Genomic DNA, 24,937 nt, shown 5'->3' on the forward strand with positions numbered 1-24,937 from the left:
TCCTGCGGAAAAAATCTGTCAGTAGCTGCGGGTCGGACGATCCATGACCGTGCGGCCCATCAGGCTCGCGGTGAGATCCACCAGAAGCGTTGCGGTGCGGCCGCGCTCGTCGAGGAAAGGGTTCAGTTCCACAAGATCGAGGCTGGAAACGAGGCCGCTGTCATGCAGCATTTCCATGACGAGATGGGCCTCGCGAAAGGTTGCCCCACCCGGCACCGTGGTGCCGACAGCCGGGCCGACCGACGGATCGAGGAAATCGACATCGAGGCTCACATGCAGGAGCCCGTTGACGGCGGCGACCCGTTCCAGAAAGCCGCGCAACAGTGCCGCCACGCCATGCTCATCGATGGCGCGCATGTCATGCACGACCACATCGGTCTTGCTGAGTGCCGCGCGCTCGGCCGGATCGACGCTGCGGATGCCGATCATGCAGACATTGGCCGGATCGACGGGCGCGGCGAGTGCTGGAAAGAAAGGCTGGAAGCCGGGGCGGCCGGTAAAATAGGCGACCGGTACGCCATGCAGGTTTCCGCTGCCGGTCGTATCGAGCGTATGGAAATCGGTATGGGCATCGAGCCAGAGCACAAAGAGCGGCCGGCCCTTCTCAGCGGCGCGCCGGGCAACACCTGCGACAGAACCGGCAGACAAGGCATGGTCGCCGCCGAGGAAGATCGGCATGCCGTCTTCGCTCTCAAGGTAGGCCGCTTGCTCGATCGCTTTGATCCAGCCGCTGATTTCGGCAAGATTGCGCACCGCCGCATTCGGATGGGTTGCGCTCGCCCTCCCGGTCGGTGCGAGGTTCCCGAGGTCGCGCACCTGATGACCAAGCTCCGACAGTGCGGCGACGATGCCGGCGGTGCGCAGGGCGCTGGGTCCCATCTCGCAGCCCAGTTGTGAAGCGCCATCCTGCAGCGGCACACCGATCAGTTTGCAAATCATGCCCATGTCTCCTTCATTTCAATGAACCATGCGGGACTGGCAATTTGAACATCGATAATTGCCATCTTTATCAGTGTAGCTTAGCAATATGGCAGGATGATCAACCGAATTGGCATGAGACGATGGACGATCTGGATACGCGCCTGGTCACGCTTCTGCGCCATGATGCACGCCGTAGCGTCTCGGATCTGGCGCTTGACCTCGGTGTCTCGCGTGCGACGGTTCGGGCGCGCATGGAACGGCTGGAAACCAGCGGCAATATCATCGGCTATACGGTCATCCTGCGCGCCGATGCGGTGGAACTGCCGGTGCGCGGTATCATGATGATCGAGATCGAGGGGCGCATGGCCGACCGGGTGATCCGCACGCTCGGCGGTTTTCCGGAAATTTCCGAGATCCATACCACCAATGGCCGCTTCGACCTGATCGTCGAGGTGGGCGCGGCAAGCCTTGCGGAGTTTGACGCGGTGCTGCGGCGCATCCGTCTGGTACCGGGCATTACCGGCAGCGAAACCAGCCTGCTTCTTGCCACACCGCGCAGCACGCGGGCGCGGCTATAGCGTCAGGATCAGTCGGCAAACAGCAGTTTCAGCGCAATGGCCCACATCACAAGGCCGATCAAGGCTTCCAGAACGCGCCAGCTGCCCGGCTTTTGAAAGACCGGCCGCAGGAAGCCCGCGCCGTAGCCAAGGAGAAAGAAAAAGCTGAAGGAGGCGATGGCGGCGCCTGCGGCAAAGACCAGCTCCGCCCCGGGAAAGCGCGTGGAAATCGTCCCGAGCAGTACTACCGTATCGAGATAGACATGCGGGTTGAGCCAGGTCAGCGCAAGGCATGTGGCAAGTGTCGGCCACAAGCCTGCCACCGCTTCGCCCTCGGTCGACAGACTGCCGCTGGAACGAAAGGCCGAATACAGGCTGCGCGCGCCATAGGCGAGAAGAAACGCGGCTCCCCCCAGCCGCATGACCGGATCAAGCCAGGGCAGCACCGCGGCGATCTGGCGAAAACTGGTGACGCCGATGAGGATCAGCAGCGCGTCCGATACGGCACAGGCAAGGCAGACGGCCAGGACATGCGCGCCAAGCAGCCCCTGGCGCAGCACGAAGGCGTTTTGCGCACCGATGGCAAGGATGAGACTGAGCCCGGTGGTGAAACCGGTAAGAAGGGCGGATGACTGCATGGCCTGCAAAGCACTCGTAAGACGGGTCGACGGCGACCGATAGCGTCACGCTTCTGTTGATGCCAGTGTAAAATGCTCGTCTCCGAAAACCTCTCTGCCCACCTGCCTTAAAACCCAATCCTTGCCGCTGCTCTAAGCTGCCTGCCGACAGGTATTCTCAAAAACTAGCACGGGATCGAACGTCCTTATCGTCGGCCCGCATCGATTTGCCTGCCGGCTTCTCGTGCGCTTGCGCGTCGCGTCCGTAAGTTACGCGGCGCGGTGGGGGGGCTGCGATATCCCGCCTGGCCAACGGCATGACGGCGGCCATCCCGATTGTCGAGTGTGAAGGCGCCCACCATTTCCTTCAGCTTCAGCGTTTCGGCAGACAGGGTCGCTGCCGCTGCACTGCTTTCCTCCACCATGGCAGCGTTCTGCTGTGTCGTCTGGTCCATGCTGTTGACGGCGCCATTGACCTCCGCAAGCCCCGTCGACTGTTCGCGCGCGGCAGTCGAAATGGCATCGACGTGGTCGTTGATCTCAACGATCAGAGCACTGATGCTCTTCAGGGCCCCGCCCGTCTCGCTCACCAGCCGCACACCGTTTTCGACTTCCGTGGTCGAGTTCTGGATGAGATCCTTGATTTCCTTGGCAGCCTTCGCCGATCTCTGCGCCAGTTCGCGCACTTCCTGGGCAACGACGGCAAAGCCGCGACCGGCTTCCCCGGCACGCGCCGCTTCAACGCCGGCGTTGAGAGCCAGCAGGTTGGTCTGGAAGGCAATTTCGTCGATTACGCCGATGATGTTGGAAATCTTGCTCGACGAGTCCTCAATGCGGCTCATCGCATCCACCGCATGGGCAACGACACTTGCCGACTGTTCCGCGTTGAGCTTGGCCCTGGCCGCAACATCGCGTGCATCGAGCGCACGCTGCGCCGACGACGTGACGTTCGAGGTGATTTCATCAAGGGCGGCGGCCGTCTCTTCAAGGCTCGCAGCCTGCGATTCCGTGCGGCGCGACAAATCCTTGACGCCACCGGTAATCTCGCTGGTGCCCGTGCTCAGCAGATCGACGCTGGTGGAGATCTGGCGGAACGTATCGCAAAGCTGCCCGACGGAGCGATTGAGATCGTGGCGCAGGAATTCGAATTCCGGGGCAAACGCCTCCTCCAGCTGGAAGGCGAAATCACCCGAACACAGGCGTTTCAAACTGTCGCCCAGCGCGGAGACGGTCCTGATGCGTTTCGTCACGTCGGTTGCGAACTTGACGACCTTCGTGACCTTGCCGTTGATTTCCAGGATGGGATTATAGGAGGCCGAAATCACAATCTGGCGGCCGTCCTTGGTGACGCGGGTGAATTCCGCCGCCTGATATCGCCCTGCCGCGAGTTCCTGCCAGAATGCCTTGTACTCAGGGCTTGCCGCATATTCCTTCGACACGAACATGCTGTGGTGGCGACCCTTCAGTTCCTCAATGGAGGCATAACCAAGGGCATCGAGGAAATTCCGGTTGGCCCCAAGGATTTCTCCACTGACCGTAAATTCGATGATGGCCTGCGACCGGCTGATGGCCGCAATCTGGGCCGCGTAATCAAGGTTCAGCATTCGCTCCTTGGCGTTTGCCCATTCAACGACGAAACCGAGCGTTTTACCGTTGCGCTTCAGCGGCGTTACCAAAAGGTCAAAGCTCAGCGCGCCAACCTGGATCGTCGCCTGATGACGCTCCCGCAGCGCCGCCAGCATGGTGCGCTGATGGGTTGGGTTCTTGTGAAACACGTCGATATTACTGCCGATCAAGGTGGCGACCGAAAAACGCGGCAGTTCCTTGATCAGGTCCTTTTCCGCATCCTTCAGGAGCTGCATCACCGCCGGGTTCATATAGGTGATGTTCAAGTTTGAATCCGCAACCATCACATTGGCTTGCAAAGCGTCAAGGGCCGAAAGCTTGGCGGCAATCTTCTTGTTCAGCGTGGCTTCGAACATTCCGTGTGTCCTCGTAGCAGGGTCTGGCGCAAGCGCAGCAGCGCCGGAGTGGAGGATCGCAGAATATCGACAACAATCTAAGAAAAAACTAATTTAATGCGCTTTTGTATATGCTCACGTCACGCCCAGGCAGCATGCGGCTGCGCGCAGCAATGCTGCGTTCGGAGGGATTGGCGAACGTCAAAAGTGGTCTTGAAGAGCTGTTTTTGTCTCGCCGTATACCCGCGCGCGTCATCTCAAGAAACCAGAGATGGGACGTTCGAGCCGGATCCGCCAGGCGCTGTTCATCGCGGCGGGCGCCATCAGGCAGGGAACTCCTGTTCAATCAGCCCTTGCGGCGTGACGCCGCGATGGCGCCTTTTCACCCAGTGCCAAAGTCTCAGCCGCTTTTTCGAAATCACCGATCTCGCTGAAATGGCGAATGCCGCTGATGGCAGGCGCTTCAGAAAAACCCGGTCCGCCCGTCCAGATCTCGATGGGCACGGGAAGGGTCTGGCGCAGGCGTTCCAGCCTCGGCTTCAAATTGCGCGCCTTGCCGATCAGGCAGCTGAGACAGACCACACGTGCGGAACTTGCCTCTGCGGCAGAAACGATATCATCGATGGGAAGATTAGGCCCAAGATAAACCGCCGCAAGTCCAGCGTTGCGGGCAAGAAGGGTCGCCAGCAAGGCGCCGATCTCATGATGTTCGCCTTCCAACGTGGCCACGATCGCCTTGGGCGCAGCCGGGTCGAGCGGCAGGCTGTTGAGGCAGATCGACAGCATGCCGCGGATTTCGGCCGAAACCATGTGTTCTGCAGCAATAGACAGCGTGCCCTCACTCCATTGCCGGCCAACCTCCTTCATCAGTGGTGCAACCGTCGCCTTGCCGAATTCGGCTGGCGTTTCGACAGCCAGATGTTCCTCAAGCAGGGTTTTCATGGCAATCGCGTCCATTCGCCGGATGGCGTCAAGAAGCGGGGTGAGGTTTATGAGCTTGTGATGGGCGCGCGCGATCTCGGCCAAGCTTTCGATCGGAAGGGAGATGATGGTGCCAATCCGATAGCCTGCGTCGCTGCACTGCTTGAGCAGGATCAGCCGATAGACCTGATCGGCAGTAAAATACCGCCTGCCGGTTTCGGTTCTTTCTGCCAATGGCTGCTGATAGCGGCGCTCCCACGCATGCAGCACAAGCTTGCTGATGCCGACATGCCGAAGCGCCTCGGCCATCGGGATCTGCTCCTGTCCGTCCTCTCCGCTGCCCCTCAACGGGCGCCTTACCGGCACGGCCGATCGAAGCTGGGGAATCGGGGATTTCGAGGCAGCGTCCATCATATTTCAAAGTCTTGATCGTGTGCAAAATATGATCGAGCAACCGCTGCCACCCGTATCCGGGGTCGCAGACCGTCACACGGTTTTCGATCCAATTTTTGTAAACGCGGGGGATTACAAAAAGTTTCACGCGCCGAAAAATTTATTTTGCGCGGCGACTTTGCGCGGTGCCGATGTCGCAATGGCGTGACCGATCCGGTCCTGCTGAAGCACAAGAACGACAATGCGACAGCACCGGTGGCGCCTCTTGGCGTCACCGGTGCTTGGTTTCACACTGGCCCGAGCGGATGGCTCAGCGGCGCGACTTGTCGTAGGCGCCAAGCCCCGGCTTGTAGCTCTTCTCGTCGATGAACTGCCGAATGCCTTCCTTGCGGCCGGTCGCATCGTAGGAATTGGCCGCTTCCTGGGCCCGAACGAGGTAATCCTCGGCCTCGTCATAGGTCATCACGCCGACGCGGCGCACGGCATCCTTGGTGGCCTTGAGAGCCACGGGATTCTTTTCGAGAAGCTTGCGTGCCACCTCGATGACGCGCCCCTCCAGCTGGTCGAGCGGCAGGCTTTCATTGACGAGCCCCCATTCAGCCGCCGTCTTGCCGTCAATCGGCTCGCCCAGCATGGCATGATACATGGCCTTGCGGAACGGCAGCAGTTCCACCGCAACCTTGGTGGCTCCGCCCCCCGGCAGGATGCCCCAGTTGATTTCCGAGAGGCCGAACTTCGATTCATCTGCCGCAAAGGCAAGATCGCAGGCAAACAGCGGGCCATAGCCACCGCCGAAGCACCAGCCATTGACCATGGCGATGGTCGGCTTCTGATACCAGCGCAGGCGGCGCCACCAGCCATAGCTTTCGCGCTGCGCCCGGCGCACGCCCTTCAGGCCGTCGGCTTCGGACTCGCGAAAATATTCCTTGAGGTCCATGCCGGCGGTCCAGGCACTGCCCTCGCCTGTCAGCACCAGAACACCGACATCCTCGCGAAATTCCAGCTCGTCGAGTGCCACCATCATGGCGCGGTTCAGCGTCGGGCTCATCGCGTTGCGCTTGTCCGGACGATTAAAGCGCAGCCAGGCAATGCCGTCGCGCACGTCGTAGGACACTGTATCTACATCATTGGCCATCTTGTTCTCCTTGCTCCCTTGGTCTGTGTCTCTGCGCCGCACCTGTCGGCGGGGCGCGGAAAAATCCGGCGATTGACATCCGTGATACGGGCATCCGGCCCCCGAATGCGCGTAATATGCGACCATCCATCCCGGCGGATAGGCACATCGGAGCCTGTAAAGGCCCGCTGTCCCTGTGCTATACCGATCCTCCCGAGGCCGGACATCGACGCGTTGATTGACTGCTATGTTTCATAGCATTAATGTCGCTACATTGGAACGGCGTCAAGAGGAGATGCGATGCACGAGGAAACCTCACGCCCGATGAAATCCGACCAGAGCGACACCGTGCCCGAGCTTTCCGAGATCCGCGAGGCGCTCGGCGAACTCGTCGGCTATCACCTTCGCCGGGCATCGGTCTATGACATGAACGGGGCGGTTGCCGCGCTCGAGCCGGAAGGCGCCCGGCCGATCACCATGAGTGTTCTCATCAGCATCGTGGAACATCCCGGCCGCACCTCTGCCGATATCTGCCGAACCCTTGCCATCAAGCGCGCCAACATCGTGGCACTTTTGCAGGTCCTGGAGGCAAAAGGCCTGTTCAGCCGCGCCGACGACCCGGCGGACCAGCGGATCCAGAGGCTTTACCCGACGCAGGCCGGCATTGCGACGGCGCACCACTGGCTGCAGCTCGTGCAGGCGCACGAAGACCGCATCCTTGCCCGCATGTCGCAGGATGAGCGGCGCGAGTTGCGCCGCCTGCTGCAACTGGTCTGGGCGGATGAGGTGGCAGACGAAGCCTGAGACCGGCGCGCCGGCCCTCGCCCGTCCGTGAGCGGCCCCGAAGCGGCGCCCGCCGTTCCTTATGTTTTCTTTATCTCGCGCTTCCATCTTCCCAATCGAACCCTGATCCTCAGCGGGCGTAACCTATCTTCTGTTCCAACAGGAGAACGGACATGTCCGATTTCATTTTTCTGGCGCTTGGCTGCGGCACGCTTCTGGCGCTTGCCCTTTATGCCCGCGCCCTCGACCGGCTTTGAGGGAGCTCGACAATGTTTGAGCCCCTTTTCGGCCTTCTCGTCGCCATCGCCCTTGGCGTCTATCTCGTGGTGACGCTTTTGCGCCCCGAACGCTTCTGATTTCTGAGGAGATCTCCCATGACCATCATCGGGTGGCTGCAGATCAGCCTCCTTTTCGCAGCCGTTGCCCTCGTCATCAAGCCGCTCGGGCTTTTCATGGCGCGGGTTTTTGAGGGCGAACGCACCTTCCTCTCGCCGGTTATGGGGCCGCTCGAACGCGGCATCTACCGGTTAAGCGGCATTGATCCGCGCAAGGAGCAGGGTTGGCTTGCCTATACGCTGTCGATGCTTGCCTTTTCGCTGATCGGTTTCGTGTCGCTTTATGCGATCCTGAGGCTCCAGGCCTATCTGCCGCTCAACCCGCAGGGGTTTGCAGCGGTGCCGGCCGACCTTGCCTTCAACACGGCCGTTTCCTTCGTCACCAACACCAACTGGCAGAACTATGCCGGTGAAGCGACGATGAGCCATTTCAGCCAGATGGCGGGCCTGACCGTTCACAACTTCCTGTCGGCGGCAACCGGCATGGCGCTCGCCATTGCCTTTACCCGTGCCTTCACCCGCTCGCGCATTGCAACGCTCGGCAATTTCTGGGTGGACATGACGCGCGCCACGCTCTTCGTGCTTCTGCCGCTGTCCATCGTAACAGCCATCGTCTTCGTGGCCATGGGCCTGCCCCAGACGCTGCAGGCCTCGATCAGCGCCACCACGCTTGAAGGCGCCAATCAGATCATCTCCCTCGGACCTGTCGCAAGCCAGGAGGCGATCAAGCAGCTTGGCACCAATGGGGGCGGCTTCTTCAATGCCAATGCCGCGCATCCCTTCGAGAATCCGACGGCATTCTCCAATTATCTCAACATCTTCGCGATGCTGTCGATCTCGGCGGCGCTGGTCTATACGTTCGGCCAGATGGTCGGCAACCGCCGCCAGGGCTGGGCGCTGATTTCCGCCATCGCCGTGCTGCTGATTGCAGGCGTGGCTGTCACCTACTGGGCGGAAGCGCAGGGCAATACCATCCTGACGGCACTTGGCGTCGATCCCGCACTCGGCAACATGGAAGGCAAGGAAGTCCGCTTCGGACAGGCCATGACCGCGCTTTATGCAGCCGTCACCACCGGCCTCTCGGATGGCGGCGTCAACGGCATGCACGGCTCGTTTACGGGGCTTGGCGGGCTCATCCCGATGTTCCTCATCCAGCTTGGCGAAGTGCTGCCGGGCGGCGTCGGTTCCGGGCTCTACGGGCTGATCGTCTTTGCGCTTCTTTCCGTCTTCGTCGCCGGCCTCATGGTCGGGCGCACGCCGGAATTCCTCGGCAAGAAGATCGAGGGCCGCGAGATGAAGTTTGCGATGCTCGCCATCCTCATCCTGCCGCTTGCCATCCTCGGCTTTACCGCCATCTCCGCCATGCTGCCGATTGCGGTGGCCAGCATCGGGACAGCCGGCCCGCACGGCCTGTCGGAAATCCTCTACGCCTACACCTCCGCTGCCGGCAATAACGGCTCGGCCTTCGGCGGGCTTTCCGGCAATACGCTCTGGTACAACACGACGCTCGGCATCGCCATGCTGCTTGGCCGCTTCGCCTATGTCGTGCCGGTCATGGCCATTGCCGGATCGCTTGCCGCAAAGGTCAAGGTTCCCGCCTCCTCCGGCACGTTTCCGACCGATGGCCCGCTCTTTGTCGGCCTGCTGATCGGCATCATCCTCATCCTGGGCGGCCTGCAGTTTTTCCCCGCCCTTGCCCTTGGCCCCATCGTCGAGCACTTCGCCATGCTTGCCGGCCAGACCTTCTAAAGGATCATCCCATGTCAAAAGACCATAAGGCGCCCGGTCTTCTGGACCCCGCCATTCTCATGCCGGCCATGCGCGATGCGGTGAAGAAGCTCAACCCGCGCCAGTTGCTGCGCAATCCGGTGATCTTTGTCACCGAGGTTGTCGCCGGCGTGGTGACGCTGCTCTTCCTGCGCGATCTTGTCTCCAATCCGGCAGAAGCCGGTTTCTCCGGCCAGATCGCTGCCTGGCTCTGGTTCACTGTGCTGTTTGCCACCTTTGCCGAAGCCGTTGCCGAAGGGCGCGGCCGCGCCCAGGCCGACAGCCTGAAGCGCACCAAGTCCGAACTTGTCGCCCGTCGTCTCATTGCCGGCGGCAAGACCGAAAGCGTGCCCTCCACCAGCCTGAAGATCGGCGATATAGTTATTGTGAAGGTCGGCGAGCTGATCCCCGGCGACGGGGAAGTCATCGAAGGCGTTGCCTCGGTCAACGAAAGCGCCATCACCGGCGAATCCGCCCCTGTGATCCGCGAATCCGGCGGCGACCGCTCGGCCGTCACCGGCGGCACGCAGGTGCTGTCGGATGAGATCAAGGTGAAGATCACGGTCGCCCCCGGCTCCAGCTTTGTCGATCGCATGATCGCCCTCATCGAGGGGGCCAAGCGCCAGAAGACGCCGAACGAGATCGCGCTCTCGATCCTTCTGTCCGGCCTGACGCTGATCTTCCTCTTCGTCTGCGTCGCCATCTGGGGTCTTGCCGGCTATTCGGGCACGGTTCTGTCGGTCACCGTGCTGGCAGCCCTCCTCGTCACCCTGATCCCGACCACCATCGGCGGCCTCCTCTCCTCCATCGGCATTGCCGGCATGGATCGTCTGGTGCGCTTCAATGTGATCGCCACCTCCGGCCGTGCCGTAGAAGCCGCCGGCGACGTCGACACGCTTCTGCTCGACAAGACCGGCACGATCACCTTCGGCAACCGCATGGCGAGCGATTTCGTCGCAGCCCCCGGCGTGACCCAGGTGGAACTGGCAGAAGCTGCCCTTCTCGCCAGCCTGTCGGACGAGACACCCGAAGGCCGCTCAGTCGTGGCGCTTGCCACCGGCGAGTTCGGCGTGGCTATGCCGCAGGCGAAGTTTGATGCCGTCATCGGCTTTACCGCCGAAACCCGCCTGTCAGGCGTCGATCTTGCCGGCCGCCGCCTGCGCAAGGGGGCCGTCGATGCGGTGCTGAAATTTGCAGGCCTTACCGAAGACGACGCGCCTGCAGATTTTCGCCGCGCCGTTGATACCATCGCACGGTCCGGCGGCACGCCGCTTGCCGTTGCCGATGGCACCCGCCTGCTCGGCGCCATTCACCTGAAGGACGTGGTCAAGCCCGGCATCAAGGAACGTTTTGCTGCCCTTCGCGCCATGGGCATCCGCACCGTCATGGTGACCGGCGACAACCCGGTGACCGCTGCCGCGATTGCCTCGGAAGCCGGCGTCGACGATTACCTTGCCCAGGCCACGCCGGAGGACAAGCTTGCCTTCATCCGCCGCGAACAGCAGGGTGGTCGCCTGATCGCCATGTGCGGCGACGGCACCAATGATGCCCCGGCGCTTGCCCAGGCCGATGTCGGCGTTGCCATGCAGACGGGCACGCAGGCCGCCCGCGAAGCCGCCAACATGGTGGATCTCGATTCCAGCCCGACAAAGCTCATCGAGATCGTCGAAATCGGCAAGCAGCTGCTGATGACGCGCGGTTCACTGACGACGTTTTCGATTGCCAATGACGTGGCGAAATATTTCGCCATCATCCCGGCAATGTTCGTCGCCACCTATCCGGCGCTTGATGCGCTGAACGTCATGGGCCTTGCCTCGCCGCAATCGGCCATCCTGTCGGCGGTCATCTTCAACGCGCTGATCATCGTGGCGCTGATCCCGCTGGCGCTGCGCGGCGTCTCCTACCGTCCGTCGGGTGCTGCCTCCCTCCTTCGCCGCAACCTGCTGGTCTATGGCCTCGGCGGTCTTCTCCTGCCCTTTGCAGGCATCAAGATCATCGACCTTGCCATCACCGCCCTTCACCTGGTGTAACCATGCTTACTCATCTTCGCCCCGCCATCACACTCATCGTGGTCATGACTGCAATCACCGGCATCGCCTATCCGCTCGCCGTCACCGGCATCGCCCAGGCGGTGATGCCGGCAGAGGCAAACGGCAGCCTGATCGAAAAGAACGGCACGGTGCTCGGCTCCGCTCTGATCGGCCAGTCGTTTACCTCCGACCGCTATTTCTGGTCGCGCCCTTCGGCCACCTCGCCGGATGCCTATAATGCCACGTCATCGTCCGGCTCCAATCTCGGCACCACCTCGGTCAAGCTGCATGACCGGGTGAAAGCCGACTTGGAGAAGCTCCACGCCACCGGCATTGCGGGACCTGTGCCCGGTGATGCGGTCACCACCTCCGGCTCCGGGCTTGATCCGCATATCTCTCCCGAGTTTGCCCGCGCGCAGGTGGCGCGTATCGCAAAGGCCCGGGGGCTTGCCGAAAGCGATGTGGCAAGCCTTGTGGAGCAACAGACCGAGGGGCGCGCTCTTGCGCTTGTCGGGGAACCGCGCATTAACGTGCTTGCGCTCAACATGGCGCTGGATGCCCTGAAGAGTTAAAGCACGCCGGAGGCAAGCCAAGCATGGCGCAAGACGACCGCACGACGCATCGCCGGCCTGATCCGGATGCCCTGCTGGCGCTTGCCGGCAAGGATGGCCGCGGCAAGCTGACGGTCTTTCTCGGCGCCGCCCCCGGCGTCGGAAAGACCTATGCCATGCTGGCGCGGGCGCGCCGGCTGAAGGCGGATGGCGTCGATCTGGTGATCGGCCTTGTGGAAACCCACGGCCGCAGCGAAACGGCCGCCCTCCTCGAAGGGCTAGACGTCCTGCCGCGCATGCGGGTGCCCCATCGCGGCCGCATGCTGGAAGAATTCGATCTCGATGCGGCGCTTGCCCGCCGCCCGCATATCGTCATCGTTGACGAACTCGCCCACAGCAATCCGGAAGCCTGCCGCCACCCGAAGCGCTATCAGGACATCGAGGAACTGCTCGGCGCCGGCATCCATGTGTGGACGGCGCTCAACATCCAGCATCTGGAAAGCCTTGGCGATCTCGTGGCCGACATCACCGGCGTCGTCGTGCGCGAGCGGGTGCCGGACGTGGTGCTGAAGCGGGCCGATGAGGTTCTGCTGGTTGACCTTCCGCCGAGCGAACTGATCGAGCGGCTGAAGGAGGGCAAGGTCTACCTGCCGGAAAATGCCGGGCGGGCGGCGGATCGCTTCTTCCGGCTCGGCAACCTGACGGCCCTGCGCGAACTGGCGCTTCGCCGCACCGCCGACCGCGTCGATGACCAGATGGTCGATTATTTGAAGCAGAACGCCATCGAAGGCCCCTGGGCATCGGGCGAGCGCATGATCGTCTGCGTCGGCGCCGATACGCTGTCGGAAAAAGTCGTGCGCGTCGCAAGCCGGCTCGCGTCAGGGCTCAACGCGCCGTGGATCGTCGTTTCCATCGAACGCGCCGACCAGGAAGCCGAAGGCCGCGCCGGCATTGAGCAGATCGAGCGGATCTTTCGCCTTGCCGAACAGCTGGGGGCCGAGACCCGCCGGGTCATCGGCACGGATTTCGTGGAAGAAATCCTGAAGCTTGCACGGCGCGAACATGCAACCCAGATTGTCATCGGTGCGCCGCGCGCCAGAGGCTGGGGCAGCAGCTGGAGCAAGGGCGCAAGACCCTTCGGGTCACCATCGCTGCCGGACGCCTTGGCAAGCCGCGCCTCAGGTCTCGGCATCCATCTCGTCACCGGCGATCGGGAGGAGGTTCGCACGCAAAGAGGCTTGCGGCGCCTGCCCCTGCTTTCGCGCGCCGGCCTCATCCGCGCCGCCCTCGTTGCCGTGCCGCTGGTGGCGCTTGCAACCGGAACCGGCGTTGCCATCGACCGGATCATGCACCTGCCCAACATCTCGCTGCTGTTTCTGTTGGCCGTTCTTGGTGCGGCGGTCACGGCCGGTTATGCAGCAGCGCTGATCGCCGTGATCCTGTCTGCCCTCTGCTACAATTTTTTCTTTATCGCGCCTTTCTACACCTTCACCATCGCTGCCCCGCACGAGGTGTTTGCGCTCATCGTCTTCTTTGCCGTGGCGGTGATTGCCGGCGGTTTTGCCTCGCGCATCCAGGAACAGGCCGCGACGGCGCGCGTGCGCGCGACCGCCCTGCAATCGCTCTATGATTTCTCCCGCAAGCTTGCCGGCACGGAAAAAGCCGAGGATGCGATCTGGGCAGCCGTGTCGCAGTTGCAGGCAAGCCTGCGCCGCAATGTCGTGCTGCTGATCCCCGACGGCCCCGACCTGAAGATTGCCGCCGCCTGGCCGCCGGATACCGAGCTTGACGTCACCGACATGACGGCGGCACGGTGGGCAGAGGACAAGCAGGAAAAGGCAGGCCACGGCACCGGCACGCTGCCCAGCAGCCGTTTTGAGTTTCGCCCGCTCTTAAGCCCCCACGGGGTGGTCGGCGTCTGCGGCGTGGAGCAGACGGCCGAGCGGATGGATGTCAATGCGGAGCGGGCGCTCGCGGCCATCCTCGACCAGACGGCGCTTGCCATCGACCGCGCGCGCCTGTCGGAGGCAAGCGTTGCCCAGGCGGCGCGGCTGGAGGGCGAGCGCTACCGCGACGCGCTTCTGTCGTCCATTTCGCATGATCTGCGCACGCCGCTTGCCACCATCACCGGCTCCGTCACCAGTCTTCGCCAGCTCGGCGACCGCATGAGCCCGGAAAGCCGCGACGATCTTCTCCAGTCCATCGAGGAGGAAGGCAGCCGGATGAGCCGGTTCGTGGCAAATCTCCTCGACATGACGCGCATCGAGGCCGGCACGCTGAAAGCAAGGCGCGACTGGGTGGACGTGGGCGACGTGGTGCAATCGGCGGTGGAGCGCACGCGCAGGTATTTCCCGGGTCGGATCATTGAAACAGGCATTGCCAGCGACCTGCCGCTCATCGAGGGCGATGCTGTCCTGCTTGGTCAGGTGCTGTTCAACCTTCTCGACAATGCGGTCAAGTATGGGGGCGACGAGCCGATCAATGTCTATGCGCGGCGCGACGATCAGGATGTGCTGATCTCCGTCACCGATCTTGGCAAAGGCATTCCGGCAGACGATATAGACCGGGTGTTTGAAAAATTCTATCGGCGCGGCAAGCCGGATGGCCGCGCGCCCGGAACCGGGCTTGGGCTTTCCATCGCCCGCGGCTTCGTCGAGGCCATGGGCGGGCGCATCCATGCCGAAAGCCCGGCGGTGAAGAAGAGAGGAACGCGCATCGTCATGCGGTTTTCCACGAACAAGACAGCAGCGCTGCCCTTGGCGGAGCCTCCTGCAGGCCGGCCGACATGACGCAAGCCCGTATCCTTGTGGTGGACGACGAGCCGCAGATCCAGCGCTTCCTCAAACCGGCGCTTTCGGCGGCCGGCTATGAGGTGATCGAGGCGCTCTGCGGCGCAGATGCATTGAAGGCGGTTGCAACCGCGGCACCCGACCTTGTCATCCTCGATCTCGGTCTGCCGGACATGGATGGCAAGGATGTGATTTCGAGCCTGCGCGGCTGGTCGGATCTTCCGATCGTCATTCTCTCGGCCCGCGACCGCGAGAGCGAAAAGATTGCAGCGCTCGATCTCGGCGCCGACGATTACATTGAAAAACCCTTCGGGATCGGCGAGCTGACGGCCCGGATCCGCAATGCGCTGCGCCATCGCGGCAAGGCGGATGCCGCGCCAACGGTGATGGTGGCGGATGGGCTCACCATCGATACGGTGCACCGGCTGGTGTCGCGCGGCGGCGAACCGATCCGGCTCACACCGAAGGAATACGATCTCCTGACCCTGCTCGGCCGCCATGCCGGGCGGGTCGTGACCCACAAGACGCTACTCACCGCCGTCTGGGGCCCGGCCCATGGCGAAGACCTGCATTACCTGCGCGTCTTCATCGGCCAGCTGCGCCAGAAGATCGAGCGCGATCCGGCGCGGCCGGCCATCGTGCGCACCGAACCCGGTGTCGGCTACCGGCTGGTGGTGGACTGAAGCGCTGCACCAACTGCCATGGTGCGAAAGGCAGGCAATGCGGGCATGATACGGCATGAACCGAATCACCACCCCTGACGCCGCCGAGGCCCTTGAAGACGAGAGGCAGGATGCGGACGTGCTCTCTGCGGCCGAGACGTCGCAGTCGCATCCACCCCAGCCAGAGCGCGGCTCCGTCGAAGCATCCGGTTCGGCCCACACGCGGCGCGCCTATAGCGCCGACTGGAAGCATTTTTCCGCCTGGTGCCGTCGCAGCGGCCTTGATGCAATGCTGCCCGATCCGCAGGTCGTCGGTCGCTATCTCACGGCCTGCGCCCGTGGTGAAGCGGACCCGACATCCAGGACCAATTCGGTATCGACCATCGAGCGTCGGCTGTCATCGCTGTCCTGGAACTACGCACAGCGGGGCGTTCCGTTCGAGCGCAAGGATCCGCATATTGCCACGGTTCTTGGCGGCATTCGGGGCCAGCGCGCTTGCCCGCCCCGCCAGAAGGAAGCGGTGATGCGCGACGACTTGCTGGCGATGATCGAAACGCTCGACCGGGGCACGCTGCGGGGCCTGCGCGATCGGGCCATGCTGTTGATCGGCTTTGCCGCCGGCTTGCGCCGCTCCGAAATCGTCGGTCTCGATGCGGGCCGTGGCCAGAGCGCCGATGGCTGCGGCTGGATCGAAATCCTCGACAAGGGCGTTCAGGTGAACTTGCGCGACAGGACGGGCTGGCGCACGCTCGACATCGGCCGGGGCGCATCGGATGCCAGCTGCCCGGTGTTTGCGCTCGAAACCTGGCTGTCACTGTCGCGCATCAGCCGCGGGCCGCTGTTTCGCCGGGTCACCGGTCAAGGGACAAAGGTCGGGCCGGAGCGTTTGAACGACCGGGAGATCGCCCGCCTTGTCAAGCGCACCGCGCTGTCGGCCGGCATCCGCGGGGACCTGTCCACAACCGACCGGGTGACGCGCTTTTCCGGCCACTCGCTGCGCACCGGTCTTGCCTCCTCGGCAGAGGTGGAGGCGAGATCGGCGCAAGACGGCTCGGCCGCCGATTGACGCACGTGACCGGCAGCAAGGACCGCGGCGCCGCCTTCAGCCCTCGAAGGTGCGGATGACGTCGAGAAATGCCTCGCCATACCGTTTCAGTTTGGATTGGCCGACACCGGAAATGGCGAGAAGCTCGTCCTCGGTTGTCGGGCGTTCCTTGGCAAAGGCAACCAGCGTCGTATCCGGGAAGATGAGATAGGGCGGCAAGGCCAGATCCTTGGCAATCGTCCGTCGCGCCACGCGCAACGCCTCGAAAAGTTCCATCTCCGAGCCCTCCAGCGCAGACCTTGCATTGTTCGAGCTTGGAGAGGCAGTGCGCGACGCCTTGCCCTTGGTCGGCCGGTCCTTGCGAAACCGCACGTCCCGTTCGCGCTTGAACACGGCGCGTGCCTCGGGCTCCAGCTTCAGCGCGCCAAAGGCTGCGTGATCGACGCTGATCAGGCCAGCCGCCAGCAACTGGCGATAGACGGACTGCCAGGTTTTTGACGCGATATCCTTGCCGGCGCCGAAGACCGGCATATCCGCGTGCCCGAAGCGGGTGGTCTTTTCGTTGACGTTGCCGAGGAGCACGTCGATCAGGTGACCGGTGCCAAACCGCTCGCCGGTGCGATAGATCGCCGCCAGCGCCTTGATCGCGGCTTCCGTGCCATCCCAGGTTTCGACAGGCTTCAGGCAGGTGTCGCAATTGCCGCACTGGCCGGCATGCGCCTCGCCGAAATGCGCCAGGATCGCCTGGCGGCGGCAGCCCGGTGTCTCGCAGATGCCGAGAAGCGCGTTCAGCTTGGCGCGTTCCACCCGCTTGATCTCGTCGCTCGATCCGCCCTCATCGATCATCCGTCCCCGCTGGATGACATCGGCCATGCCATAGGCCATCCAGACGTCCGATGGCAGGCCGTCACGCCCGGCGCGTCCGGTCTCCTGGTAATAGGCCTCCACCGATCCCGGCAGATCGAGATGGGCGACATAGCGCACGTTCGGCTTGTCTATGCCCATGCCGAAGGCGACGGTTGCGACGAGGCAGAGATCTTCTTCCTTCAGGAAAGCATCCTGATTGGCGTCGCGAATGCTGCGATCCATGCCCGCGTGATAGGCAAGCGCGCGCACGCCCTGTTCGTTCAGCCAGGCGGCCGTATCCTCCACCTTGGCGCGCGACAGGCAATAAACGATGCCGCTCGATCCCGTATGGCGCGACAGAAACCGCAACAACTGTTGGCGCGGCTGGTCGCGCTCGACGATTTCATAGGCGATGTTCGGCCGGTCAAACGAGGTGGTGAACACCTCGGCCTTGCGCAGCCCCAGCCGGTCGATAATGTCTTCGCGCGTATGCGGATCAGCCGTCGCCGTCAGCGCGATGCGGGGAACGCCGGGATAAAGCGTGCCGAGTTGGCCAAGCTCGCGATATTCGGGCCGGAAATCGTGCCCCCACTGCGAGACGCAATGGGCCTCATCAATGGCGAAAAGTGCAATTCTTGCGCCCGCCATCATCTCCTTGAAGGCGGGCGTGACGATGCGCTCCGGCGTCACATAAAGAAGATCGAGCGTGCCATCGGCAACGGCGCGGCGCACCTCGAGAAATTCCTCGCGGGTGAGCGAGGAGTTGAGGGCGGCGGCCTTTACGCCCAGATGCTTCAGCGCCTCCACCTGATCGCGCATCAGCGCAATCAGCGGCGAGACGACGATACCCACGCCATTGCGGCAGAGCGCCGGGATCTGGAAGCACAGCGATTTGCCGGCCCCGGTCGGAAACAGCACAACCGCATCGCCGCCGGACACCACGCGGTTGACAACTTCCGCCTGGCGTCCGCGAAAGGCCGGGTAGCCATAGATCTCTTTCAGAACGGAAAGCGGATTCTTGGTGCCGTGAGTGTCAAACAAGGGATCGATGCGGGAATTCGTCTGCGGCATGGGACAGCTTTCATGGAATGGCGGCCATTATGCACCGACGGGGCGGCAACCGCGAGTACTTTCCGTCAGATAGGGATGGCCCGCGGCTTGGAAAACCGCCCGGAGGGGCCTAAATCCTTGGCCCTATGGAGGAAGCAGGATGACAATGTTCGAACCATGCGAGTGGCTGAACGCGCCGAAAAATTGGTCGCTCAAGGGCAATGACCTGCATGTCGTGACCGACAAGGGCAGCGATTTCTGGCGCAAGACCTATTACGGCTTTACCCGCGACAGCGGCCATTTTTTCGGCCATCGCCGCGCCGGCGCCTTCACGGCGCAGATCCGCGTGCGCGCCAACTATGACCATCTCTACGATCAGGCGGGCCTGATGGTGCGCATCGATGACGCGCACTGGCTGAAGGCGGGCATCGAGTTTTCCGACGATGTCGCCTGCCTCGGCAGCGTGCTGACCCTTGGCCAATCCGACTGGGCAACCGCGCCTTACGCGGACGATGCCCGCGATTTTTACCTGCGGATCACGGTGGAGAAGGGTTCGCTGCGGCTTCAAGCATCGGCTGATGGCACGCACTGGCCGCTGGTGCGCCTCTGCCCGTTTCCGGAGGCCGAGTTTTACAGCGTCGGCCCGATGTGCTGCACGCCGGAACGGGCCGGGCTTGCCGTCCATTTTTCCGATTTTTTCGTCACCGATCCGCTCGGAAAGGATCTGCACGACCTGTCGTGATGCCAGAAGAGTTCACCCGGCATCCTCTACTGATTGCCGGGTGACGTTGCGATAGGATCAGCGGGCGGCGCGCTTCTTTTCGACGCGAGCGCGGATGGATTCTACGTCGGCGCGCGGGGTCGCGGCAAACAGCGTGCGCGTATAGGGGTGGCTCGGATTGCTGAACACCTCGTCGCGCGTGCCGTATTCCACCGCTTCGCCGTAATACATCACCATCACCTCGTCGGCGATATAGCGCACAACGGAAAGGTCGTGGCTGATGAAGACATAGGTCAGGCCGAATTCTTCCTGCAGGTCGGCAAGCAGGTTCAGCACCTGCGCCTGCACGGAAAGATCGAGCGCCGAGACGGGCTCGTCCAGCACGAGAAGCTTCGGGTTCATCATCAGCGCGCGGGCAATGGCGATGCGCTGGCGCTGGCCACCGGAGAACATGTGCGGGTAGCGGTTGTAGTGCTCTGGTGCGAGGCCCACCTTCACCAGCATCTCGGTCGCGCGCTCGCGCCGTTCCGCCGCCGACATCTTTGTGTTGATGGCGAGCGGTTCGCCCAAGACGTCACCGATCTTCTGGCGCGGGTTGAGTGAGCCATAGGGGTTCTGGAAGACGATCTGCACCTTGCGGCGCATCTCGGCCGTCAGGTGGCCGGGGCGGGTATCGACGGTCTTGCCCTCGATGAGCAATTCCCCAGCCGTCGGTTCGTCGATAAAGGTGAGGATGCGGGCAAGCGTCGACTTGCCGCAGCCGCTTTCGCCGACGATGGCGAGCGTCTTGCCGGTGTCCAGCTTGAAGGAAACGCCCTTCACCGCATGGACGATCTTCTCCGGTTTGAACAGGCCCTGCGGCACATGGTAATCCTGACGGATATTGCGGATTTCCAGCATCGGCACGGAATTGGTGGTGGCGGTCATCGTGCATCTCCTGCTGCTGTGCCGGCAAGATCGGCGGTCGCCATGAAATCCGACACCGTGCTCAGGCGCTTGCCGGTGGCATTTTCCGGCAGGGCCGAGAGAAGCGCGCGGGTATAGGCATTTTTCGGCGCTTCGAAGAGCGAGAGCACATCTGCCTCCTCCATCTTGCGGCCCTTGTACTGCACGATCACCCGGTCGGCGGTTTCGGCGACTACACCCATGTCATGGGTGATCATGATGAGGCCCATGCCATGCTCGGCCTGCAGCGTCATCAGGAGATCGAGGATCTGCTTCTGGATCGTGACATCGAGCGCCGTCGTCGGCTCGTCGGCAATCAGCAGCTTCGGATTGCAGGCAATCGCCATGGCGATCATCACGCGCTGGCACTGGCCACCGGACATCTGGTGCGGGAAATGGTTGAGGCGCTCGGCCGGGTTGGGCAGGCCGACCAGCGTGAACAGTTCCACCGCGCGGGCGCGGCGTTCCTTGGCGCCGAGCCCCATGTGGATGCGCAGCACTTCCTCGATCTGGAAGCCGACGGTGAAGCACGGATTGAGGCTTGCGACCGGCTCCTGAAAGATCATCGCCATGTCCTTGCCGATCAGCTTGCGCCGCTCGGTGTCAGGGATGTTGCGGATGTCGCGTCCCTGAAACAGCATCTTGTCGGAGGTGATCTTTGCCGTCCACGGCAGAAGCCCCATCACGGCCAGCATCGAGACAGATTTACCCGAGCCGCTTTCCCCAACGATGGCCAGCACTTCGCCAGCCTCGACCGACAGCGACACGCCATCGACCGCCTTGAACCAGCCGGTTGCCGTTTCAAACTCGACGGTCAGGTTTTCGATTTCAAGAAGCGCCATGATCAGGACCTCTTCATCTTGGGATCGAGCGCATCGCGCAGCCCGTCACCCATCAGGTTGATCGCAAGCACGGTGATGAGAATGGCAAGACCGGGGAAGGTCACCACCCACCAGGCGCGCAGGATGAATTCGCGGGCTTCGGCCAGCATCGTGCCCCATTCGGGAGCCGGCGGCTGCGCGCCCATGCCGAGAAAGCCGAGTGCTGCGGCATCCAGGATGGCGTTCGAGAAGGAGAGCGTCGCCTGCACGATGAGCGGGGCGGTGCAGTTCGGCAGGATGGTGCGGAACATCAGACGCAACGGGTTTGCGCCGGCAAGGCGTGCGGCCGTCACGTAGTCGCGCGACTTTTCGGCCATCACCGCAGCACGCGTCAGGCGCACGAAATGCGGCTGCAGCGTCAGCGCAATTGCAATCATGCCATTGGTGAGGCTCGGCCCAAGGATGGCGACCAGAACCAGCGCCAGAAGCAGCGACGGGAAGGCAAGGATGATATCCATCAGGCGCATGATGACGGTATCGATCCAGCCACGATAATAGCCGGCGATCAGGCCGACCAGGATGCCGCCGGTCAGCGACAGCGTGGTGACGAAAAGGCCGATGAACAGCGAATACTGGGCGCCGTAGATAAGGCGCGAGAGAATGTCGCGACCGACCGGATCGGTGCCCAACAGATAGCTCGTATTGCCGCCGGCAAGCCAGGCCGGCGGCAGAAGCACGAATTCGCGGTACTGCTGGAACGGCGAATGCGGCGCAATGACCGGCGCAAGGACGGCGATGATGACAAGGGCGATGAAGACGAAGAGGCCGATCACGGCGCCCCGGTTTTCGGAAAAATAGAACCAGAATTCGGCCAGCATCTGGCGGCGCAGAGCCGCGCTGGTGACCGGCTGGGTCTTTGCTGTGTCTGCCATGGGATTTTCTCCTTCTTAGTGGCGGATGCGCGGGTTGACGAGACCGTAGAGCAGATCGACGATCAGGTTGACGACCATGATGATGCCGGCGATCAGAAGAAGACCGCCCTGGATCACCGGGTAATCGCGGCGGAACACGCTATCGACCATCCACTTGCCGATCCCCGGCCAGGAGAAGATGGTTTCGGTGAGAATGGCGCCCGCCAGCATCACGCCGATCTGCAGGCCGATCGTGGTGATGACGGGGATCATGGCGTTGCGCAGCGCATGCAGGCTGACCACCCGGAACGGCGACAGGCCCTTGGCGCGCGCCGTGCGGATATAATCTTCCGACAGCACTTCCAGCATGGCCGAGCGCGTCTGGCGCGCAATGACGGCAAGCGGGATCGTGGCGAGCACGACGGAAGGCAGGATGAGATGGCTGACGGCGGACGAAAACGCCCCCTTCTGGCCCGACAGCAGCGAATCGATCAGCATGAAGCCGGTGACCGGCTTGAAGAAATACATCAGCGAAATGCGGCCCGAGACCGGCGTCCATTGCAGGATGCCGGAAAACAGGATGATCAGCAAAAGGCCCCACCAGAAGATCGGCATGGAATAGCCGACGAGCGCGACGCCCATCATCGACTGGTCGAGCGCCGAACCCCGCTTGATGGCGGCGATGATGCCGGCAGGAATGCCAAGGGCGACAGCAATCAGGATGGCGCAGAAGGACAGCTCGACCGTCGCCGGAAACAGCGCCAGGAACTGCTTGAGAATGGGAGACTTTGAGACGATCGAGGTGCCGAAATCACCGGTCACCACGCCGCGCAGGTAATCGAGATACTGGATCACCATGGGACGATCGAGCCCGAGCTGGGCGCTGATCTGCGCGTGCCGCTCCGGAGACATCACCCGTTCGCCCGACAAAAGTGCCACCGGATCGCCCGGAAGCAGGCGGATGAAGGCAAAGGCGATGATGGAAACCCCGATGAAGGTCGGGATCAGGACGGCGATACGCCGCAGAAGAAAGCCAAACATGGTGGAGACCTGTTTTTTTATTCTTGAAAAGCAAGGTATGAGCGCGCGACGGCCATGGCCTGCCGCATATGCCATTCCCCGATCGGACACCTTTCCCGAAGCGCCGATCTTTGAGCAAAGGCCGCGGAATGTCGCCATTCCGCGGCCGGATCTTCGCTAGACCAGCGAATTATTCAGCGATGTCGACCGCTTCGAAGGTGAAGTCGCCGAGCGGGCTCTGGGTAAAGCCGGTTACACCCTTTGCCATCGGAACGACGGCGAGCGAGTGGTCGATGGTTGCCCAGGGAGCCTGCTTCTTGAAGACGAGCTGCGCCTGTTCGTAAAGCTTGGTGCGCTCAGCCTGGTCAGAGGTGACCTTGGCCTTCTTCACCAGTTCGTCGAACTCCTTGTTGCACCACTGTGCGCGGTTGTTGCCGCCCACGGCATCGCAACCCAGCAGGGTGTCGAGGAAGTTGTCCGGGTCACCGTTGTCGCCGGTCCAGCCGAGGATGGCGGCACCGTCACGGTTCTTGTCCTTGGAACGCTGCAGGTATTCTGCCCATTCGTAGGAGACGATCTCGACCTTGACGCCGATCTTGGCAAAGTCGTCCTGCATGATTTCGGCCGCACGGCGGGCGTTCAGCATGTAGGGACGCGAAACCGGCATGGCCCAGATCTTCATCGACAGATCCTTGACGCCGGCATCGGCCAGCATCTTCTTGGCCGCGTCGAGATCGTAGGTGTCGTCCTTGGTTTCCTTGCTGTAGGACCACATGGTCGGCGGGATCGGGTTGGTTGCCGGTGCAGCCATGCCCTGGAAGACCGAGTCAACGATGGCCTTCTTGTTGATGGCCTTGTTGAGCGCGATGCGCACTTCCGGCTTGTCGAACGGTGCCTGGGTGGTGTTGTAGGCGAGGTAGGCGATGTTCAGGCCTTCCTGCTCCAGAACCTTCAGGTTCGGATCGGCCTTCATCGACTTGACGTCGGCTGCGTTCGGATACGGCATCAGGTGGCATTCGCCGGCCTTCAGCTTCTGGTAACGCACGGCAGCGTCGGTGGTGATGGCAAACACCAGATCATCGATCTTCGGGGCGGTGCCCCAGTAATCGGCGTTCTTCTTGAAGCGGATGACGGCATCCTGCTGATAGGCGACGAAGGAGAACGGGCCAGTGCCGACCGGGTTCTGGTTCAGCTGTTCCTTCTTGCCGGCCTTTTCCAGGCTGTCGGCATATTCCTTGGACAGGATCGATGCGAACGGCATGGCAAGGTTGGCGAGGAACGGCGCTTCCGGACGGTTAAGCGTGATCTTGACCGTCAGGTCATCGACCTTCTCGATGGACTTGATGAGCTTGGGGAAGCCCATGCCATCGGCGTATTCCCAGGTGCCGCCGGAAATGTACTTGTTCCAGGCGCTCTTCTCGTCGATCTGGCGACCGATGGAGAAGATCACGTCATCGGCGGTCAGCGTGCGGGTCGGCGTGAAGAAATCGGTGGTCTGGAACTTGACGTTCGGACGCAGCTTGAAGGTGTAGACCGTGCCGTCCTTGGAAATGTCCCAGCTTTCGGCAAGCGCTGCTTCCGGCTGCGTCGTGCCCGGCTTGAACTCGAGCAGGCGGTTGTAGACCGGATGCGCCGAGGCATCGAAGGTCGTGCCGGCCGTGTAGAGGCCCGGATCGAAACCTTCCGGCGAACCTTCCGAGCAATAGACGAAGGTCTTTGCGCTGGCGGCGGTGGTCGAGAGGAACGAGGCTGCGATCAGTGCCGCAGCAAAACCAAATTTAAAGTTCATTGAAGTCTCCCATCGGCATGACAAGCGGGATTGCCGCCTGTGCCGGTTGTCTGGATTTGAAATCGCGCAGCCCGTTTATCTTGTTGTTCTTTCCACGCGGTGGCTCACCATAGGACCTGTTCAGCCGTGTCTGCGGCCAAGATGTGGGCATTTGCCCGCAGCTTATCCGGAAACACGGCATTCCTCATATCCGTTAGGACACCCTTGTAAAGCCTGCCGCCCCCGCGAGGACTGGGGAAACAGTAATATTTTTTCCCGACTTTCCAAACTGGAAAAAGATGTCGGGGTATCATGAAATAAAGTTGCGCCGATTGCCGCAGTGCAGCGTAATTTTTGGCGGTTCGGGTTGAACAGGCAATGCCTGTTCGCGCTCCACGACCATTTGAGA

The 24,937-nt window shown here is 62.4% G+C and carries 21 protein-coding genes; 10 read left to right on the forward strand and 11 right to left on the reverse strand.

What is annotated here, in order from left to right:
- Positions 1–18: 18 nt before the first annotated feature.
- On the reverse strand, positions 19–939 hold the full coding sequence (gene rocF / locus J2858_RS21955) for an arginase (RefSeq protein WP_210107006.1): 921 nt from the start codon (positions 937–939) through the stop codon (positions 19–21).
- Positions 940–1,061: 122 nt separating this feature from the next.
- Between rocF and J2858_RS21960 the strand changes: the two genes are divergently transcribed.
- On the forward strand, positions 1,062–1,499 hold the full coding sequence (locus J2858_RS21960) for an Lrp/AsnC family transcriptional regulator (RefSeq protein WP_210107007.1): 438 nt from the start codon (positions 1,062–1,064) through the stop codon (positions 1,497–1,499).
- Between the two features lie 8 nt (positions 1,500–1,507).
- Here the strand turns inward: J2858_RS21960 and J2858_RS21965 are convergent, their stop codons facing one another.
- From J2858_RS21965 to J2858_RS21980, 4 genes are all read right to left on the reverse strand, one after another.
- Positions 1,508–2,116 carry a LysE/ArgO family amino acid transporter gene (locus J2858_RS21965; RefSeq protein ID WP_210107008.1) on the reverse strand — a complete coding sequence of 203 codons (609 nt, stop codon included), beginning with the start codon at positions 2,114–2,116 and terminating at the stop codon, positions 1,508–1,510.
- A gap of 185 nt (positions 2,117–2,301) precedes the next feature.
- Positions 2,302–4,077, reverse strand: coding sequence for a methyl-accepting chemotaxis protein (locus J2858_RS21970; protein WP_210107009.1), 1,776 nt, complete (start codon positions 4,075–4,077; stop codon positions 2,302–2,304).
- A gap of 321 nt (positions 4,078–4,398) precedes the next feature.
- On the reverse strand, positions 4,399–5,286 hold the full coding sequence (locus tag J2858_RS21975; RefSeq protein ID WP_210107010.1) for a MerR family transcriptional regulator: 888 nt from the start codon (positions 5,284–5,286) through the stop codon (positions 4,399–4,401).
- 394 nt (positions 5,287–5,680) lie between these two features.
- Positions 5,681–6,505 carry a p-hydroxycinnamoyl CoA hydratase/lyase gene (locus J2858_RS21980; protein WP_210107011.1) on the reverse strand — a complete coding sequence of 275 codons (825 nt, stop codon included), beginning with the start codon at positions 6,503–6,505 and terminating at the stop codon, positions 5,681–5,683.
- Positions 6,506–6,784: 279 nt separating this feature from the next.
- On the opposite strand from J2858_RS21980, the gene J2858_RS21985 reads away from it, so the two are divergent.
- The 8 genes from J2858_RS21985 (at position 6,785) to J2858_RS22020 (ending at position 16,467) form a co-directional block, all read left to right on the forward strand.
- Complete coding sequence (locus tag J2858_RS21985; protein WP_210107012.1) at positions 6,785–7,288, forward strand: MarR family winged helix-turn-helix transcriptional regulator; 504 nt, start codon at positions 6,785–6,787, stop codon at positions 7,286–7,288.
- Between the two features lie 248 nt (positions 7,289–7,536).
- Positions 7,537–7,623: a K(+)-transporting ATPase subunit F gene (gene kdpF, locus J2858_RS24370; protein ID WP_210107068.1), complete on the forward strand. Its 87-nt coding sequence runs from the start codon at positions 7,537–7,539 to the stop codon at positions 7,621–7,623.
- Positions 7,624–7,641: 18 nt separating this feature from the next.
- Positions 7,642–9,351: a potassium-transporting ATPase subunit KdpA gene (gene kdpA / locus J2858_RS21995; RefSeq protein ID WP_210107013.1), complete on the forward strand. Its 1,710-nt coding sequence runs from the start codon at positions 7,642–7,644 to the stop codon at positions 9,349–9,351.
- Positions 9,352–9,362: 11 nt separating this feature from the next.
- Positions 9,363–11,399: a potassium-transporting ATPase subunit KdpB gene (gene kdpB / locus J2858_RS22000; protein ID WP_210107014.1), complete on the forward strand. Its 2,037-nt coding sequence runs from the start codon at positions 9,363–9,365 to the stop codon at positions 11,397–11,399.
- A gap of 2 nt (positions 11,400–11,401) precedes the next feature.
- A complete protein-coding gene (gene kdpC / locus J2858_RS22005; protein WP_210107015.1) occupies positions 11,402–11,971 on the forward strand; it encodes a potassium-transporting ATPase subunit KdpC in 570 nt (189 codons plus the stop codon).
- Between the two features lie 23 nt (positions 11,972–11,994).
- Positions 11,995–14,739 carry a sensor histidine kinase gene (locus J2858_RS22010; protein WP_210107016.1) on the forward strand — a complete coding sequence of 915 codons (2,745 nt, stop codon included), beginning with the start codon at positions 11,995–11,997 and terminating at the stop codon, positions 14,737–14,739.
- The gene (locus tag J2858_RS22015; protein ID WP_210107017.1) at positions 14,736–15,422 is read left to right on the forward strand and encodes a response regulator; all 687 of its coding nucleotides are present in this window, start codon (positions 14,736–14,738) and stop codon (positions 15,420–15,422) included. Before J2858_RS22010 ends, J2858_RS22015 begins: the two co-directional genes overlap by 4 nt.
- A gap of 55 nt (positions 15,423–15,477) precedes the next feature.
- A complete protein-coding gene (locus J2858_RS22020; RefSeq protein WP_245366990.1) occupies positions 15,478–16,467 on the forward strand; it encodes a tyrosine-type recombinase/integrase in 990 nt (329 codons plus the stop codon).
- Positions 16,468–16,503: 36 nt separating this feature from the next.
- Here the strand turns inward: J2858_RS22020 and recQ are convergent, their stop codons facing one another.
- Positions 16,504–18,363 carry a DNA helicase RecQ gene (gene recQ / locus J2858_RS22025; RefSeq protein WP_210107018.1) on the reverse strand — a complete coding sequence of 620 codons (1,860 nt, stop codon included), beginning with the start codon at positions 18,361–18,363 and terminating at the stop codon, positions 16,504–16,506.
- Positions 18,364–18,508: 145 nt separating this feature from the next.
- Here recQ and J2858_RS22030 point away from each other — a divergent pair, with 145 nt between their 5' ends.
- Complete coding sequence (locus tag J2858_RS22030; protein ID WP_210107069.1) at positions 18,509–19,084, forward strand: DUF1349 domain-containing protein; 576 nt, start codon at positions 18,509–18,511, stop codon at positions 19,082–19,084.
- A 57-nt stretch (positions 19,085–19,141) separates the two neighbouring features.
- Here the strand turns inward: J2858_RS22030 and J2858_RS22035 are convergent, their stop codons facing one another.
- The 5 genes from J2858_RS22035 to J2858_RS22055 form a co-directional block, all read right to left on the reverse strand.
- Entirely contained in the window at positions 19,142–19,990 is an 849-nt protein-coding gene (locus tag J2858_RS22035) for a dipeptide ABC transporter ATP-binding protein (RefSeq protein WP_245366993.1), read from the reverse strand.
- Entirely contained in the window at positions 19,987–20,850 is an 864-nt protein-coding gene (locus J2858_RS22040) for an ABC transporter ATP-binding protein (RefSeq protein WP_210107019.1), read from the reverse strand. The genes J2858_RS22035 and J2858_RS22040 overlap by 4 nt, the downstream gene beginning before the upstream one ends.
- Before the next feature lie 2 nt (positions 20,851–20,852).
- Positions 20,853–21,761 carry an ABC transporter permease subunit gene (locus J2858_RS22045; RefSeq protein ID WP_210107020.1) on the reverse strand — a complete coding sequence of 303 codons (909 nt, stop codon included), beginning with the start codon at positions 21,759–21,761 and terminating at the stop codon, positions 20,853–20,855.
- Positions 21,762–21,776: 15 nt separating this feature from the next.
- Positions 21,777–22,781 carry an ABC transporter permease subunit gene (locus J2858_RS22050; RefSeq protein ID WP_210107021.1) on the reverse strand — a complete coding sequence of 335 codons (1,005 nt, stop codon included), beginning with the start codon at positions 22,779–22,781 and terminating at the stop codon, positions 21,777–21,779.
- A gap of 169 nt (positions 22,782–22,950) precedes the next feature.
- A complete protein-coding gene (locus tag J2858_RS22055; RefSeq protein ID WP_210107022.1) occupies positions 22,951–24,549 on the reverse strand; it encodes an ABC transporter substrate-binding protein in 1,599 nt (532 codons plus the stop codon).
- Positions 24,550–24,937 lie beyond the last annotated feature (388 nt).

This window comes from Neorhizobium galegae (assembly GCF_017877135.1).
Taxonomy (GTDB): domain Bacteria; phylum Pseudomonadota; class Alphaproteobacteria; order Rhizobiales; family Rhizobiaceae; genus Neorhizobium; species Neorhizobium galegae_A.

Bases quoted from the DNA above. Each gene is read 5' to 3' on its own strand.
- J2858_RS22055 (WP_210107022.1), bottom strand. From the start codon at position 24,549: ATGAACTTTAAATTTGGTTTTGCTGCGGCACTGATCGCAGCCTCGTTC.
- rocF (WP_210107006.1), bottom strand. From the start codon at position 939: ATGATTTGCAAACTGATCGGTGTGCCGCTGCAGGATGGCGCTTCACAA.
- J2858_RS21970 (WP_210107009.1), bottom strand. From the start codon at position 4,077: ATGTTCGAAGCCACGCTGAACAAGAAGATTGCCGCCAAGCTTTCGGCC.
- J2858_RS21985 (WP_210107012.1), top strand. From the start codon at position 6,785: ATGCACGAGGAAACCTCACGCCCGATGAAATCCGACCAGAGCGACACC.
- J2858_RS22015 (WP_210107017.1), top strand. From the start codon at position 14,736: ATGACGCAAGCCCGTATCCTTGTGGTGGACGACGAGCCGCAGATCCAG.
- J2858_RS22020 (WP_245366990.1), top strand. From the start codon at position 15,478: ATGAACCGAATCACCACCCCTGACGCCGCCGAGGCCCTTGAAGACGAG.
- kdpC (WP_210107015.1), top strand. From the start codon at position 11,402: ATGCTTACTCATCTTCGCCCCGCCATCACACTCATCGTGGTCATGACT.
- kdpF (WP_210107068.1), top strand. From the start codon at position 7,537: ATGTTTGAGCCCCTTTTCGGCCTTCTCGTCGCCATCGCCCTTGGCGTC.
- J2858_RS22010 (WP_210107016.1), top strand. From the start codon at position 11,995: ATGGCGCAAGACGACCGCACGACGCATCGCCGGCCTGATCCGGATGCC.
- J2858_RS22040 (WP_210107019.1), bottom strand. From the start codon at position 20,850: ATGGCGCTTCTTGAAATCGAAAACCTGACCGTCGAGTTTGAAACGGCA.
- J2858_RS22035 (WP_245366993.1), bottom strand. From the start codon at position 19,990: ATGACCGCCACCACCAATTCCGTGCCGATGCTGGAAATCCGCAATATC.
- J2858_RS22030 (WP_210107069.1), top strand. From the start codon at position 18,509: ATGTTCGAACCATGCGAGTGGCTGAACGCGCCGAAAAATTGGTCGCTC.
- J2858_RS22045 (WP_210107020.1), bottom strand. From the start codon at position 21,761: ATGGCAGACACAGCAAAGACCCAGCCGGTCACCAGCGCGGCTCTGCGC.
- recQ (WP_210107018.1), bottom strand. From the start codon at position 18,363: ATGCCGCAGACGAATTCCCGCATCGATCCCTTGTTTGACACTCACGGC.
- kdpA (WP_210107013.1), top strand. From the start codon at position 7,642: ATGACCATCATCGGGTGGCTGCAGATCAGCCTCCTTTTCGCAGCCGTT.
- J2858_RS22050 (WP_210107021.1), bottom strand. From the start codon at position 22,781: ATGTTTGGCTTTCTTCTGCGGCGTATCGCCGTCCTGATCCCGACCTTC.
- kdpB (WP_210107014.1), top strand. From the start codon at position 9,363: ATGTCAAAAGACCATAAGGCGCCCGGTCTTCTGGACCCCGCCATTCTC.
- J2858_RS21960 (WP_210107007.1), top strand. From the start codon at position 1,062: ATGGACGATCTGGATACGCGCCTGGTCACGCTTCTGCGCCATGATGCA.
- J2858_RS21980 (WP_210107011.1), bottom strand. From the start codon at position 6,505: ATGGCCAATGATGTAGATACAGTGTCCTACGACGTGCGCGACGGCATT.
- J2858_RS21965 (WP_210107008.1), bottom strand. From the start codon at position 2,116: ATGCAGTCATCCGCCCTTCTTACCGGTTTCACCACCGGGCTCAGTCTC.
- J2858_RS21975 (WP_210107010.1), bottom strand. From the start codon at position 5,286: ATGGCCGAGGCGCTTCGGCATGTCGGCATCAGCAAGCTTGTGCTGCAT.